We start from the raw sequence: 13,476 nt of genomic DNA, 5'->3' as shown, positions 1-13,476 counted from the left end.
ATTTTCCTACTTCTTGGGGATGGTGCGGCTGCGTCCGCGGAACTCGGCGATGAGCTCGCCCGGGGTGCTGGAACTGGGCTGGCCTTCGGCAGCCGGCGCAGCGGCGTCGGCGGCGAAGATCTGGATGTCGTAGAGTCCGCTGCGGCCGGCGCTGGAGCGGCGGTCGGCCACTGCGGTGAGCACCTGGCCCCGGAAGGCGGGCTTGAGGAAGTTGATGTCGACGCCGGAAGCGACGGTGATGGTGCCTTCCTCGCCGGGTGCAGGGTGGATGGGGTTGCACGCCAGGGCGAAGGCGGTGTCGCCGAAGGCGAAGATCATTCCGCCGTGGGCCATGCCGAAGCCGTTGAGCATTTCCTGCCGGAGCGTCATCCGGATGGTGGCGTGGCCGTCGCTGAGGGCCAGGACCTCAATTCCCATCCATTCGGAGGCGTAGTCGTTTTCCAGGATGGGGTGGGTGGCCCCGGAAAGTGCAGTTTCAGCCATGCGTCATTGCCTCCAGCTTTATTTACCGAATGTTCATTAGGTAATCCCATGAGGGGGTCCGGTGTCAAGGGGAGGCGGGATAAGGCACGACGCCGGGACACACCTTGCGCGGCTGGGCGCCCCTTCACCGATTGCTGGGTAACTGCCGTTTTCAGCGCCCAAAACGGCAGTTACGGAGCAGTCGACGCTGGGTCAGGCGCCCCGCGCGCGGCCTCGAAGTGCAAGGATGGGGGGACCGGCACCAGCAAGAACAGCAAAGGGCGGACCATGGCCAAAGGCATCTACGTCAGCGCAACCACCCCCGGCTCGGGCAAGTCCCTTGTGGCACTCGGCCTGGCGGACACCCTGCACCGGCACGCGGACAGGATCGGCTTCTTCAAGCCGGTGGTCCATGGCCCCTCGGCAGCCGACGACCCGATGGTGGCGCTGATGAAGGCCCGGTTCGCCCTGGATGACGAGCGCTGCCGCGGCGGCCTGACCTACGACGAGGTCCGCACCCTGCTCGCGGAGGGAAACCGGGCGGAAATTGATGCCCGGTGCGTGGAGATTTTTGCCGACATCGCGCGCCATTGCGACGTGGTGATCGTGGAGGGCACTGACCTGGTGGGCCAGGATTCCGCCGTCGAGTTCGACCTGAACGCCCGGCTGGCCAACAACCTCGCCACGCCCGTGGTGGCCGTGGTGGGTGCCAAGGGGCGGACCGTCCCGGAAACCGCTGCCGCCGTCGAAGTTGCCCGCAAGGAGCTCGCCGCCGAACGGTGTGCGCTGCTGGCCATCATGGTGAACAGGGCCAGCGCCGACGACCTGGACGCCATCGCGGCTGCCCTGAAGCCCGGCGCTTCCGGCCGCCCGGTGTACATCCTGCCGGAGCTGGAGGAGATCGCCCGCCCCACCACCGGGGAAGTGGCTGCGGCGCTGGGCGTCCGCCAGATCGCGGGAACGCCTGACATGGAACGTGACGTCAGGGACATCAAGGTTGCCGCGATGAACGTGGGCAACTTCCTGAACGTGCTGGACGAGGGCGCCCTGGTGATCGTGCCGGGGGACCGGGCAGACGTGATGGTGGCCTGCCTGGCCTCGTCCTTCTCGCCCGAATTTCCGGTGGCGTCGGCGCTCATCCTCACCGGTGGCCTGGCCCCGGATGCCAACATCTACCCGCTCCTGGCGCAGGCGCCGTTCCCCGTCTTTGCCGCGGACGAGGACACGTACCAGACGGCCCGCCGGGTGTCCGAGGTGCGCAGCGAAATCTGGTCGGGGCACCGGCGCAAGGTGGCCTCCGCGCTGGGCCTCTGGTCCCGCCGGGTGGACGAGGCCGAGCTGGTGGAGCGGCTGCATTTGCCGCGGGCGGAACGGATGACGCCGCTGCGGTTCCTGCACGACCTGATCGAGCGGGCCCGGGCGCAGCGCCGCCACGTGGTGCTCCCCGAGGGGACCGACGTGAGGATTCTGCGGGCCGCCGAGATCCTGCACCGCCGCGACGTCTGCGACCTGACGCTCCTGGGCCCGGAGTCCGACGTGCGGGAACTCGCCGCGGCCAACGGCATCGACCTGTCCGGCATTAATGTCATCGACCCAGCCACCTCGGACCTGCGGCTGAAGTTCGCCGAGAAGTACGCGGAGCTGAGGGCACACAAGGGCGTGGACCTGCCCAAGGCCCTGGAGATCATGCAGGACGTGAGCTACTTCGGCACCATGATGGTCCAGCTGGGTGTGGTGGACGGGATGGTGTCCGGTGCCGCCCACACCACCGCGCACACCATCCGGCCGGCGCTGGAGTTCGTGAAGACCCGTGAGGGCGTGAAGATCGTGTCCTCGGTGTTCCTGATGCTGATGCCGGACCGGGTGCTGGTTTACGGGGACTGTGCAGTCAATCCGGATCCCAACGTGGAGCAGCTGGCCGATATTGCCCTGGCCTCGGCCGAGACCGCCGCGCAGTTCGGGGTGGAACCGCGGGTGGCGATGCTGTCCTACTCCACTGGCGGCTCCGGCGCGGGCGAGGCGGTGGACGAGGTGCGGCAGGCCACCGAACTGGTCCGCGAGCGCCGCCCGGACCTCGCCGTGGAAGGCCCCATCCAGTACGACGCCGCCGTGGATGCCTCGATCGCCGCATCCAAGATGCCCGGTTCCTCCGTGGCCGGGCAGGCCACGGTGTTCATCTTCCCGGACCTGAATACGGGCAACAACACCTACAAGGCAGTGCAGCAGAGCTCCGGGGCGGTGGCGGTGGGACCGGTCCTGCAGGGGTTGCGGAAGCCGGTCAATGACCTTTCCCGCGGCTGCACCGTGGAGGACATTGTGAACACGGTGGCCATTACGGCGATCCAGGCGCAGACACCAGCGCACACATAGCCTCCATCGCAGGCGAAGGTCCCGGCGCAGGCACCGGCCTCGTAGGGGACCATGCAGAAAAGTACGACAGCCGGCACTATGCAAAGTGCGGCGTCGTACTTTTGTCTGGGTGCTGAAGGGACCTAGGCGGCTGCCTTGACCTTCAGCGGCTCGATCTTGCCGATGACGAACAGGTAGTTGGCCGCTCCGATGAGGGAGATCGCGCCGATGACGGCGAGCGGCGCCACGAATGATCCGGTCTGGTCCACCAGGACGCCGATCAGGATGGGCGTGAAGATGCCCCAGGTTGGAGGCAAAGTTCTGCAGCCCGCCGATGGAGCCCACGTGGCGTGAGCTCGGGGCGACGTCGGCCGGCAGCGACCAGATGCCCGTGGCGGCCACGGTGAGGCTGGAGTAGGCGACGGACAGCAGGGCCAGGGCCATCCATGCTTCCGGAACCAGTGCGGCGAACATGATGACCGAGCCGCCGGCCAGGCCGCCGGCGATGGCCGTCTTGCGGACCTTGCTGACCGGGGATCCTGCGCGGACGGCGCGGTCGGCCAGGTAGCCGCCGAGCCAGCCGAACAGGACCGCGCAGATGCCGGGGATCGCGCCGAAGAAGCCGAGCTTCAGGAGGTCGAAGCCGCGTTCCTTGACCAGGTAGCTGGGGAAGAACGTGATGAAGAAGTAGATGGCGGAGTTCAGGCAGAAGAAGCCGAACATCATGCTGAGGATGGTGCGGTACTTGAAGAGCGAACGCCAGGGGAGTTTGGCTGCGCCTTCGTCATCGCTTGCCGCGCCGCGGGCGCCGCCTTCCTGGATGTAGCTGACCTCCGCGGCGTTTGCCCCGGCGTGCTCCTCCGGGTTGCGGTAGTACTTCCACCAGACGGCGGCCCAGATGATTCCAAGGACACCGATGATGATGAAGACGGCGTGCCAGGAGGTAAAGGCGACCACCAGGGTGACGATGGGCAGCGCGATCACCGCTCCGACGCGGGAGCCGGAGTCCCAGATGCTGGTGGCGAAGGCGCGTTCCCGGACGGGGAACCAGGTGGCCACCACCTTGGCGGCGGTGCTGGGGGCAGGGCTTTCGCCGACGCCCAGGAGGAAGCGGGCGGCGAACAGGGACCAGAAGCTGGAGGCTGCCGCCGTCACCATGGTGAAGACGGACCACCAGATGGCGGCCAGGGAGAACGAACGGCGGGGGCCTACCTTGTCCACGTACCAGCCGGCAGCGAGTTGGAAGAAGTCGTAGGCCCAGAAGAAGGCGGCAAAAATGAGCCCCTGCTGGGTTGCGCTGAGTTCAAAGTCCTTGCCCATGAAGGGCAGGGCGACGCTGAGGCTGGACCGGTCAAGGTAGTTGATGCTGAGGCCGATGAAGGCAAGCCAGATGATCACCCAGCGCTTGCGGGTCATGAGGCGGGGCTGGGGGGATGAATTGGCAATGGAGGTCTTACTTCCGAGCGTAGTCATGCGGTCTCCTTCGACATATACATGGCTTCGGGTGCGGGGCGCACGGGCGGGAGGGGAAGACGCGGAAGGTGTCAGCGCCAAATCGTATAGGAATTGGATTAATCATATAGATAATGTGATCGGGATCAAGTGCCTCTCCAAAAAAGCCCTTCCATGAAGGCTGTGGCGGGGTGTGGCTTATGATTCCCCCAAGCGACTCCCGGCTGAAAAGGCCATGTCCAAGCTCCGCAGCAAGTCCAACCCAGTGCAAGAGGTAACCGCGTGCCCCCACGTCAACCATCCGAAACCTCCCGCGGCAAGGCCGCCGTGCCCGATGTCTATTCGTCGATGCGTGCCTCAATCCTGGAGGGCGAGATAGCGCCCGGCACCCGGATCAACATTGACGCGGTCGCCCGCAGCCTCGGAGTGTCGCAGACGCCCGTCCGCGAGGTCCTTCAACGGCTCGAAGGCGACAACCTGGTGGTCTACAACCCCGGCCGGGGATACAGCACCACCCCGCTGCTGGACCTGCCGGAACTGCGCTCGCTGTTTGAATTCCGGCTCCTCGTGGAACCCTGGGCGGCCCGCGCGGCCGCTGTTGACCGCCTCGCCAATCCGGCCGGCGCGCTGGAGAAGGAACTGGGCAGCTTCCGGAGCGCCATGAAGCGGAGCAAGGACCTGCGGCAGGATCTGGTGGCCCATGACACCCGTTTCCATGACACCATCCTTGCCGCCTCGGGAAACCCCGTGGTCCGGCATGCCTTTGCCCAGACCCACTGCCACCTGCACACCTTCCGGCTCTACCCGGCGGATGTGGACGGGGCCATTACGGTGGCTGAGCATACTGCGGTCAGGGAGGCTATCGAGGCCTGTGATCCGGAGGGGGCGGAGGCGGCCATGACGACGCATATCCGTAATTCGTTTGACCGCTTTGCGCAGGCCTTTGAGGTGGAACTTGCCCCGCTGGAGGACAGTGGACCGCCGCGCAAGCACATCATCACCTAGCTCTCGACGAACAGCCCCGGCCCTGGACGGCCGGGGCTGCTGCGTTTGGTGGGGCATGCTGGCCGGTCATGGGTTGACGTACGTCACGTCTCCTATATGATTTTAGAAATTCGTATAGGAATCGAATCTTTCCCTTCTCCAGTTCCGCTCCGAAAGTTGAGATCCATGCCTTCCATCACGTCCATCAACACCCAGGACGTCCGCTTCCCCACGTCCCTTGAGCTCGACGGTTCAGACGCGGTCAACGTAGACCCTGATTACTCGGCCGCCTATGTGGTCATCCGCACAGATGCGGGCGACGAGGGCCACGGCTTCATTTTCAGCTGCGGCCGCGGCAACGAAATCCTCACTGCAGCCATCGACGCCTATGCCCGCCTGCTGTTGGGCCGCGACATCGACGAACTCGTCGGTGACCTGGGCGCGGCCTCCAGGCTCCTCATCCACGACTCCCAGCTCCGCTGGCTGGGCCCCGAAAAAGGCGTGACGCAAATGGCCTGCGGCGCCCTGGTCAGCGCACTGTGGGACATCCGTGCCCGCCGGGAAAACAAGCCCCTCTGGCTCCTCCTCAGCGAGATGACACCCGAGGAACTGGTCAGCGTGGTGGACTTCACCCATATCCGCGATGCCCTCAGCCCGGAGGAGGCACTTGAGATCCTCCGTGCCGGCCAGGACGGCAAGGAGCAACGCATCGCCGAACTCAAGGCTGACGGCTTCCCCGCCTACACCACCTCCCCGGGGTGGCTGGGCTACAGCGACGAGAAACTGGTCCGGCTCAGCAAGGAGGCCGCGGCCGACGGGTTCTCCATGATCAAGCTCAAGGTGGGCGGGGACATCAACGACGACCGCCGGCGCATGGCCCTGGCCCGCGAGGCCGTGGGCGACCTCCCCATTGCCATTGATGCCAACCAGCGGTGGGAGGTGTCCGAGGCGATCGGGTGGGTCAACCAGCTGTCAGAATTCAGCCCCTACTGGATCGAGGAACCCACCAGCACCGACGACGTCCTGGGCCACGCCGAAATCCGCAGGGGCGTTGCCCCGGTCCGGGTGGCCACCGGTGAAGCAGTGCAGAGCCGCATCGTCTTCAAGCAGCTGCTCCAGACCGGCGCCATCGACGTGCTGCAACTCGATTCAACCCGGGTGACCGGCGTCAATGAGAACATCGCCATCCTGCTGCTGGCAGCCAAATTCGGGGTGCCCGTCTGCCCGCACGCCGGCGGCGTGGGGCTGTGCGAGCTGGTCCAGCACTTCTCCTTCTTCGACTACGCCGTGGTGGGCCGCAGCCAGGAAAACCGCATGGTCGAGTTCGTTGACCACCTGCACGAGCACTTCGCCGAGCCGGTCAGGATCACGAACGGCCGTTATGCTGCACCGGAACTACCCGGCACCGGCGCTGAGATGCTCAGTGCCTCCCGCACCCGGTGGGAATTCCCCAACGGCGCCGGATGGCAGGAAGTGGGCAACCGCGCCGCCGTCACCGGCGCAGCCCTGGCCCCTGCCGGAGACGGCCGATGACCGCAGGAGTAAACGCCGCCGTCCAGGCCGCAGCGTCCGCCTTTGAAAAGGGCCGGATCGTAGACCCCAACACCCGGGCCGGCTGGCTCGAAGCCATCGCCGCCGGCCTGGAGCAGGACGCATCCGGGCTGGTGGAAACGGCCGTCCGTGAAACCCACTTGGGTACCCCGCGACTGGAGGGGGAGCTCAAGCGCACCGTCTTCCAGCTGCGGCTGTTCGCGGACGAGATCCGCCGCGGCGAGCACTTCGACGCCACCATCGACCACGACGACCCGGCCTGGGGCATGGGGCCGCGGCCGGACCTCCGGCGGTACAACGTGCCCCTCGGCGTCGTGGGGGTTTTTGGTGCCTCCAATTTCCCCTTTGCGTTCAGCGTGATGGGCGGTGACAGTGCCTCGGCCCTGGCGGCGGGCTGCTCCGTGGTGCACAAGGCCCATGACGCCCACCGCGAACTTGCCGCCCGCACCGCACAGGTAGTAATCGATGCCCTGGAGGACGCCGGAGCGCCGCACGGCCTCTTCTCAATGGTGACCGGCCGCCAGGCGGGGGAGGCCCTTGTTGACCATCCCCTGGTCAAGGCCATCGGCTTCACCGGCTCTACTGCCGGCGGCCGTGCCCTGCTCACCCGGATTGCGGCACGCCCCGAACCCATCCCCTTCTTCGGCGAACTGGGCGGCATCAACGCCGTCTTCGTGGCGCCCGGCGCGTGGTCAGCCCGGCAGGCAGAGATCATCAAGGGCTATGCCGGTTCCTTCACCCTGGGCATGGGCCAGTTCTGCACCAAGCCGGGGCTGCTGTTCGTCCCCGCTGGGGACACGGAGGTACTCCGCAGCCAGCTGCTTGATGCGCTGGCAGGGTTCGCTCCCGCCCGGCTCCTCAGCGACCGCCTGCATGCCGGCTACACCGACGCCGTCACCACGCTCCGGGACAGCGGGGGAGTGGGACTCCTGCTGGAAGGGGACTTTGCGGACGAACCCGCGCCCACCGTCCTGCGCACCACGGCGGAGGAGGTCCGAAAGAACCCCGGCCTGCTGCGGCAGGAAATGTTCGGCCCCGCCAGCCTGGTGGTGGAGTACCAGGACCAGGCGGAGCTGCCGGAGCTGGCGGCGCTGCTCGAAGGGCAGCTGACCACTACGCTGCAGGCAGAGGAGGACGACGACGTCTCCGAACTCGCTGCCCGGCTGGCGGACATCAGCGGGCGGGTGCTCTGGAACGGCTGGCCCACCGGTGTCACCGTCAGTTACGCCCAGCACCACGGCGGCCCCTACCCGGCCACCACCTCGAACACCACGTCCGTGGGGACGGCGGCCATCCGGCGCTTCCTCCGCCCGGTGGCATACCAGTCGTTCCCCGCAACGCGGCTGCCCGAACCCCTGCAGGACAGCAATCCGTGGCGGGTCCCGCAAAGGGTCGACGGCGTCTGGCGGCACCCTGAGTCGGACGCTTCCCGTGACGGGGCCGGGACGGGGGTGCAGCAGTGAGTACGACGCCCGGGGCTGTACGTTCTGTCCTTCCCGAGGATGCCGACGACGCGCTGCTCATTGGCCGGGTCTGGGATGGTGAAACGGGCGGCCCGCGCGTGGTGGCCGTCAGCGGGGGCACCATCTTCGACCTGCACCGCCTGGCCGCCACGGTCTCCGGCTTGCTGGAACTGCCGGACCCGCCCGCAGCCGTCCGCGCGGCCCTGCTGGATCCCGACCTGGCCGAGCCCCGCTGGGCGACGGCCGACGTCGTCAATGCCTCCCTGGCCGGGGACGGCAGGACGGTGGACGCCACCGAAACCAGGCTCCTGGCACCCATTGACCTCCAGGTCATCAAGGCCTGCGGCGTCACGTTTGTGGACAGCATGATCGAACGGGTCATCGAGGAGCGCTGCGCGGGCGACGCCGCACGGGCTGCGGAAGTGCGGGAGCTGGTGGGCCGTGCCCTGGGCGGAAGCCTCGCCGACCTGAGGCCCGGATCGGCGGAGGCGGCCGAAGCCAAGCGGGTCCTCATCGCCGAAGGGCTGTGGTCGCAGTACCTGGAGGTGGGGATCGGGCCGGACCCGGAGGTCTTCACCAAGGCGCCCGTCCTGTCATCGGTGGGCCTGGGCGCGGACATCGGCATTCCTGCCTTCTCGTCCTGGAACAACCCGGAGCCGGAGCTGGTGCTGATCGCCACGTCCGGCGGCCGCGTGATGGGCGCGACGCTGGGCAACGACGTCAACCTGCGCGACGTGGAAGGCAGGAGCGCCCTGCTGCTGGGCAAGGCCAAGGACAACAACGCCTCCAGCGCGCTGGGGCCGTTCATCAGGCTGTTCGACGGTGCCTTCACCCTGGACACGCTGCGTGATGAGGAGATCCTGCTCCGCGTGGACGGTGCGGACGGCTACCTGCTGGAGGGCCGGAACACTGTGTCCCGGATCAGCAGGCCCTTCGAGGAACTCGTGGCCGCCACCTACGGAAAGCACCACCAGTATCCGGACGGTTTCGCGCTGTTCACGGGGACCCTCTTTGCGCCCACGCAGGACCGGGACGAACCGGGCCAGGGATTCACCCACAAGCACGGCGACCTGGTGAGCATCCGCAGCCGCCACCTCGGTGCCCTGGTCAACCGGGTGGGTCCGTGCGAGGAACTCCCGGCCTGGACGTTCGGCCTCCGCCAGCTTTTCGACTACCTTGCGAGCCAGGGTCAGGAGCTAGGGCAGAGGCAGGGCGCCCGCTTGGCCCTTTAGTGGCAAAGGACGACGCCGGCACCCTGGTGGGTGCCGGCGTCGTCCTTTTGCGTGTGGCTCTGTCAGCTGTTGTCCGGCTTGGCCAAGCTGTCCGGGTCTTCCTGCTTGACCGGCTCGTCCGAAAGGCCCTGCGGCGTGAGGTCCAGTCCTTCCCGGTCTTCGGGAGCCTCAGGGGCTTCCCCGGTTTCGCCGGCCTTGAGGTGGCCGGTATCGTCCAGGGCCGGGTTGGCGCCCTCCACGCCCGTGGGATCATTCTTGCTGCCCGAGTCGGGTTGCGCGTCGAGCGGGGCGGTGCTGCTGGATCCCGTGTTGGTGGGGTCGTTCTCGTCGATCGAATTGGGCTCGTTCGTCATGGAATTGTCCTCTCGGCGTGGTCCAGCCTTGTTTGCCGACTCTATGCACAGGCTGCGCCTCTCCGCAAGGAACCCCACGGTCATGAAAAAGGTGCGCCCCGTTCGCTGAGCGCACCCTTCTCGATTTTCCGTTCGCAGCCGTTTCCGATCGACTGCATCTATAGTAAGCATGCTGATGATATTTTTGGCAAGCCGCCCGAAACCCTGTGACGAAAGCGTTATCAGCGCCGCAGGTCAGGACCAAAAGTGCGCCAGCTCAGTGCTGTCCTCAGCAAGTTCCAAGGCTTCCCTGATCTTCCCGCCGGAGATGGTGAAGACGAGGATTTCACGCTGTTCCATGGGGCTTGCCGTCGCGCTGCGCGTGGGTGGTATGGATTCCAATGGCGTACCTGTCACCGAGGACGGCAACACGCTGCTGCTGACTGGCCGTTAGCCGCGCCACCTATAGTGGGGGTTGAACTGCAGACGCCAGGCTGAGGAGGCCCCGCATGCTCGTGCTCGTCATCAACTCCGGTTCGTCGTCGCTGAAGTACCAGGTCCGGGACGTGGCCGCCGGGACGGTGCTCACCGAGGGACTGATCGAGAAGATCGGCATGGGCAACGGCGGGGGCGGCGACGGCCAGATCGAAGGCCCGCGGGACCATGCCGAGGCCCTGGAGCAGGTTGATGCGGCCATCCACCAGGAACTGGGCGACCTGGAGCTCGGCGCGGTGGGGCACCGGGTGGTCCACGGCGGAGAACGCTTTTCCGAGCCCGTGCTGGTGGACAACGAAATCACCCGCGCCATTGAACGGCTCAACCCCCTGGCGCCGCTGCACAACCCCGCCAACGTCCTGGGCATCCGCGCCATCACTAAAAAGTGGCCCAAGATGCCGCAGGTGGCCGTCTTCGACACCGCCTTCCACCGCACCCTGCCCGAGCACGCCTGGCGCTACGCCGTTCCGGACGAGCTCTACACCAACCACGGCATCCGCCGGTACGGTTTCCACGGCACCTCGCACGAGTACGTGGCGCGACGGTCAGCGGCGCTGCTGGACCTCCCCATCGAAGAGTTCGACGCCGTCATCGCCCACCTGGGCAACGGCGCCTCCGTCACCGCCATCCGCGGCGGACACTCCGTGGACACCTCCATGGGCTTCACTCCGCTCGAGGGCCTGGTGATGGGCACCCGCTCCGGCGACCTGGACCCCTCCATCCTGGTGTTCCTGGGCCGGGCAGGGTGGAGGCCGGAGGACATCGACACCATGCTGAACCGGGAATCGGGGCTGAAGGGCCTGGCCGGGAACAACGACATGCGCTCCGTGGTGGAGGCCTCGGAGGCCGGCGATGAACGCGCCTCGATGGCGCTCGCCGTCGCGTCCTACCGGCTTGCCAAGTACATCGGCGGCTACCACGTGGCCGTCGGCGGGGCCAAGGCGCTGGTGTTCACCGCCGGGATCGGCGAGAACTCCCAGCAGTTCCGCGCGCTCGTGGCTGACCACCTGGGCGCCCTGGGTATAGAGCTCGACGGCGGCCTGAACGCCCAGCGTTCAAAGGAACCGCGCGTCATTTCCACGCCGTCCTCCGCCATTCCCGTCCTGGTGGTTCCCACTGACGAGGAGCGCGCCATCGCGGAGGCCACTGCCGCCGTCGTCTCTTCCAGCCGCTGACGCCCATGCCCGCGATTTCCCTGCCGATCCGCACCGGGCGCCTGGTCCTGCGCCGGTTCGATGGCGGCGACCTGGACGCCTTCCATGCCTACCACTCGCTGCCGGAGACCGCCCGGTTCCTGCCCGGCCCGGCCAAAACATACACCCAATCGATGGAGCGGGTGGGCCGGTACGCCAACTTTGCCTTCGAAAAGGAAGGCGACTGGGTGGCCCTCGCCATCGAGGCAGCTGACGAGCCGGGCCTGCTGGGCGAGGTGGTGCTCAAATGGCTCCCGGGACGTGGACAGGGCGAGGTGGGATGGACGCTTGCCCCGGCGGCGCGCGGCAGGGGCTACGGCACCGAGGCGGCCAACGCCGTGCTGCGGCTGGGCTTCGAGGAACTGGGCCTGCACCGGATCGAGGCCCGGCTCGACGAGCTCAACGGCGCGTCCGCGTCGCTGTGCGACAGGCTGGGCATGCGGCTGGAGGCGCGGCACATCGACAAAATGGCACTACAAGGGACAGTGGGCCACCGAGCTGGTCTACGCCATCCTTGCCGACGAGTGGCGGACCGGTTCCCGCAGCTAGCCCCTACGCGCGGCCCTTGAGGATCAGGTTCCAGTAGATCTTCGGGAACAGGTCCCGGTCCACCACCCAGGACAGCCTGCTTTCGTTCCAGGTGGGCACGCGCGGGATGGTGGGCATGGGCCGGTAGCGGTCATCGAATTCGGCGAACACCACGGTGTCCCGCGACACCGTGAACGGGCATACCGAATAACCGTTGTACTTGGCACGCAGCGGTTTGCCCTTGCGGGCCGCCACCAGGTTCTTCGCCACCACCTTGGTCTGCTTGCGCAGCGCCCCGCCGGACTTGGAATTGGTGGTACCCGCGGCGTCGCCCAGGGACCACACATTGGGGTACCGGAGGTGCCGCAGCGTCTGCCGGTCCACCTCCACGAAGCCGCCCGCGTCCCCGGGAGCCGGCAGGTCCGTGGCCTTGAGCCAGCCCGGGGCCGACTGCGGCGGGACGGCGTTGAGGACGTCGTACGTCAGGTCCTCCGTGGTGTGCGCGGCATGGTCCCGGATGGTGGCGCGGCGGCCGGCAGGGCTTACCGCCACCAGCTCACTGTTGGTTCGCAGTTCGATTCCGTACTCGGCGATCTTGCGGTCCAGTTCCCGGTCCACCTCCGGCACCCCGAACACGGTGGGATAGGGCTGCACCATCACCACCCTGATCTTGTCCAGGACCCCCTGTTCCCGCCAGTAGTCGCAGGCCAGGTACATGGGTTTCTGGGCGGCGCCGCCGCATTTGATGGGTCCGGCCGGCATGGTGAAGACAGCCGTCCCGGAGGTCATGGCGCTGAGCAGCGTCCAGGCTTTGGGGGCCAGATCGAACTCGTAATGGGATGCGCCGTACGGTGAATGCACGGCCTCGGCCAGTCCCGGCACCGCGTCCCAGTCGTACTGCAGCCCCGGGCACACCACCAGTTGCCCGTAAGCCACCAGGGCGCCTGATTCCAGGCTGACGGTGTTGGCCCGCGCGTCTACCCCCACGGCGGCATCCCGGATCCAGGTGACGCCCTGGGGGATGACGGATTGCTGCGGCCGGATGGCCTCCTGGGCCCGCGCCCGGCCGCCGGCGATGTGCGAGAACAGCGGCTGGTAGAGGTGGTGGTCCCGGGGTTCGATCACGGCCACGTCCTTGACGCCGTAGCGCTGCAGGCGGGCCGCCAGGGAAATGCCGGCGTTGCCGCCGCCAATGATCACTACCTCGTGCTGGTCAGCCACGGGACTACTTCTTCTCGGTCAGCGCAGATGCCTTGTGCGCTGCCCGGGCGCCCGTCTTGTCCGATTCGACTACGTACTGCGGCTCATCCTCGCTGGCGCGGTGCGTGTTGCCGTCGAGCTCGAAGTCGCTGGTTTTCTTTTCGACAATTTTGCCGTGCGTCTTGCCCTGTGAAGTGTTCCACTCCACGTGCGTTCCCTTGCTCAATGACATGCC

General features: G+C 67.1%; 12 protein-coding genes and 2 pseudogenes. 8 read left to right on the top strand and 6 right to left on the bottom strand.

Annotated elements, in window-relative coordinates; translation table 11 throughout:
* Positions 1 to 6 precede the first annotated feature (6 nt).
* Positions 7 to 483 carry a hotdog fold thioesterase gene (locus tag NMQ03_RS17045; protein WP_255173169.1) on the bottom strand — a complete coding sequence of 159 codons (477 nt, stop codon included), beginning with the start codon at positions 481 to 483 and terminating at the stop codon, positions 7 to 9.
* A gap of 267 nt (positions 484 to 750) precedes the next feature.
* On the opposite strand from NMQ03_RS17045, the gene pta reads away from it, so the two are divergent.
* Positions 751 to 2,832: a phosphate acetyltransferase gene (pta, locus tag NMQ03_RS17040; protein WP_255173168.1), complete on the top strand. Its 2,082-nt coding sequence runs from the start codon at positions 751 to 753 to the stop codon at positions 2,830 to 2,832.
* A gap of 122 nt (positions 2,833 to 2,954) precedes the next feature.
* Here the strand turns inward: pta and NMQ03_RS17035 are convergent, their stop codons facing one another.
* Positions 2,955 to 3,128 (bottom strand): hypothetical protein, encoded by a 174-nt coding sequence (locus tag NMQ03_RS17035; RefSeq protein WP_255173167.1) that lies wholly within the window; start codon positions 3,126 to 3,128, stop codon positions 2,955 to 2,957.
* A gap of 43 nt (positions 3,129 to 3,171) precedes the next feature.
* Positions 3,172 to 4,131: pseudogene (locus tag NMQ03_RS17030) on the bottom strand (MFS transporter); the annotation flags it as partial.
* Between the two features lie 414 nt (positions 4,132 to 4,545).
* Between NMQ03_RS17030 and NMQ03_RS17025 the strand changes: the two are divergent.
* From NMQ03_RS17025 to NMQ03_RS17010, 4 genes are all read left to right on the top strand, one after another.
* The gene (locus NMQ03_RS17025) at positions 4,546 to 5,268 is read left to right on the top strand and encodes a GntR family transcriptional regulator (protein ID WP_255173166.1); all 723 of its coding nucleotides are present in this window, start codon (positions 4,546 to 4,548) and stop codon (positions 5,266 to 5,268) included.
* A gap of 165 nt (positions 5,269 to 5,433) precedes the next feature.
* Complete coding sequence (locus NMQ03_RS17020; RefSeq protein ID WP_255173165.1) at positions 5,434 to 6,780, top strand: enolase C-terminal domain-like protein; 1,347 nt, start codon at positions 5,434 to 5,436, stop codon at positions 6,778 to 6,780.
* Positions 6,777 to 8,261 (top strand): aldehyde dehydrogenase (NADP(+)), encoded by a 1,485-nt coding sequence (locus tag NMQ03_RS17015; RefSeq protein ID WP_255173164.1) that lies wholly within the window; start codon positions 6,777 to 6,779, stop codon positions 8,259 to 8,261. Before NMQ03_RS17020 ends, NMQ03_RS17015 begins: the two co-directional genes overlap by 4 nt.
* A complete protein-coding gene (locus NMQ03_RS17010; protein ID WP_255173163.1) occupies positions 8,258 to 9,493 on the top strand; it encodes a fumarylacetoacetate hydrolase family protein in 1,236 nt (411 codons plus the stop codon). Before NMQ03_RS17015 ends, NMQ03_RS17010 begins: the two co-directional genes overlap by 4 nt.
* A 62-nt stretch (positions 9,494 to 9,555) precedes the next feature.
* Here NMQ03_RS17010 and NMQ03_RS17005 read toward each other — a convergent pair whose 3' ends face one another.
* Positions 9,556 to 9,846, bottom strand: a complete 291-nt coding sequence (locus NMQ03_RS17005) for a hypothetical protein (protein ID WP_255173162.1) — start codon at positions 9,844 to 9,846, stop codon at positions 9,556 to 9,558.
* Between the two features lie 169 nt (positions 9,847 to 10,015).
* Between NMQ03_RS17005 and NMQ03_RS17000 the strand changes: the two genes are divergently transcribed.
* The 3 genes and pseudogenes from NMQ03_RS17000 (at position 10,016) to NMQ03_RS16990 (ending at position 12,062) form a co-directional block, all read left to right on the top strand.
* A complete protein-coding gene (locus NMQ03_RS17000; protein ID WP_255173161.1) occupies positions 10,016 to 10,279 on the top strand; it encodes a hypothetical protein in 264 nt (87 codons plus the stop codon).
* Positions 10,280 to 10,334: 55 nt separating this feature from the next.
* Positions 10,335 to 11,495 carry an acetate kinase gene (locus tag NMQ03_RS16995; RefSeq protein ID WP_255173160.1) on the top strand — a complete coding sequence of 387 codons (1,161 nt, stop codon included), beginning with the start codon at positions 10,335 to 10,337 and terminating at the stop codon, positions 11,493 to 11,495.
* A gap of 5 nt (positions 11,496 to 11,500) precedes the next feature.
* Positions 11,501 to 12,062, top strand: a pseudogene (locus NMQ03_RS16990) (GNAT family N-acetyltransferase).
* A gap of 3 nt (positions 12,063 to 12,065) precedes the next feature.
* On the opposite strand, the gene NMQ03_RS16985 reads toward NMQ03_RS16990, so the two are convergent.
* Positions 12,066 to 13,262 carry an NAD(P)/FAD-dependent oxidoreductase gene (locus NMQ03_RS16985; protein ID WP_255173159.1) on the bottom strand — a complete coding sequence of 399 codons (1,197 nt, stop codon included), beginning with the start codon at positions 13,260 to 13,262 and terminating at the stop codon, positions 12,066 to 12,068.
* A gap of 4 nt (positions 13,263 to 13,266) precedes the next feature.
* Complete coding sequence (locus NMQ03_RS16980; RefSeq protein WP_056392720.1) at positions 13,267 to 13,473, bottom strand: DUF2945 domain-containing protein; 207 nt, start codon at positions 13,471 to 13,473, stop codon at positions 13,267 to 13,269.
* Positions 13,474 to 13,476: the final 3 nt, after the last annotated feature.

This window comes from Arthrobacter sp. DNA4 (assembly GCF_024362385.1).
Taxonomy (GTDB): domain Bacteria; phylum Actinomycetota; class Actinomycetes; order Actinomycetales; family Micrococcaceae; genus Arthrobacter.
The sequence above is the reverse complement of the archived record's forward strand: the minus strand, read 5'-3'. Positions and strand labels throughout refer to the sequence as shown.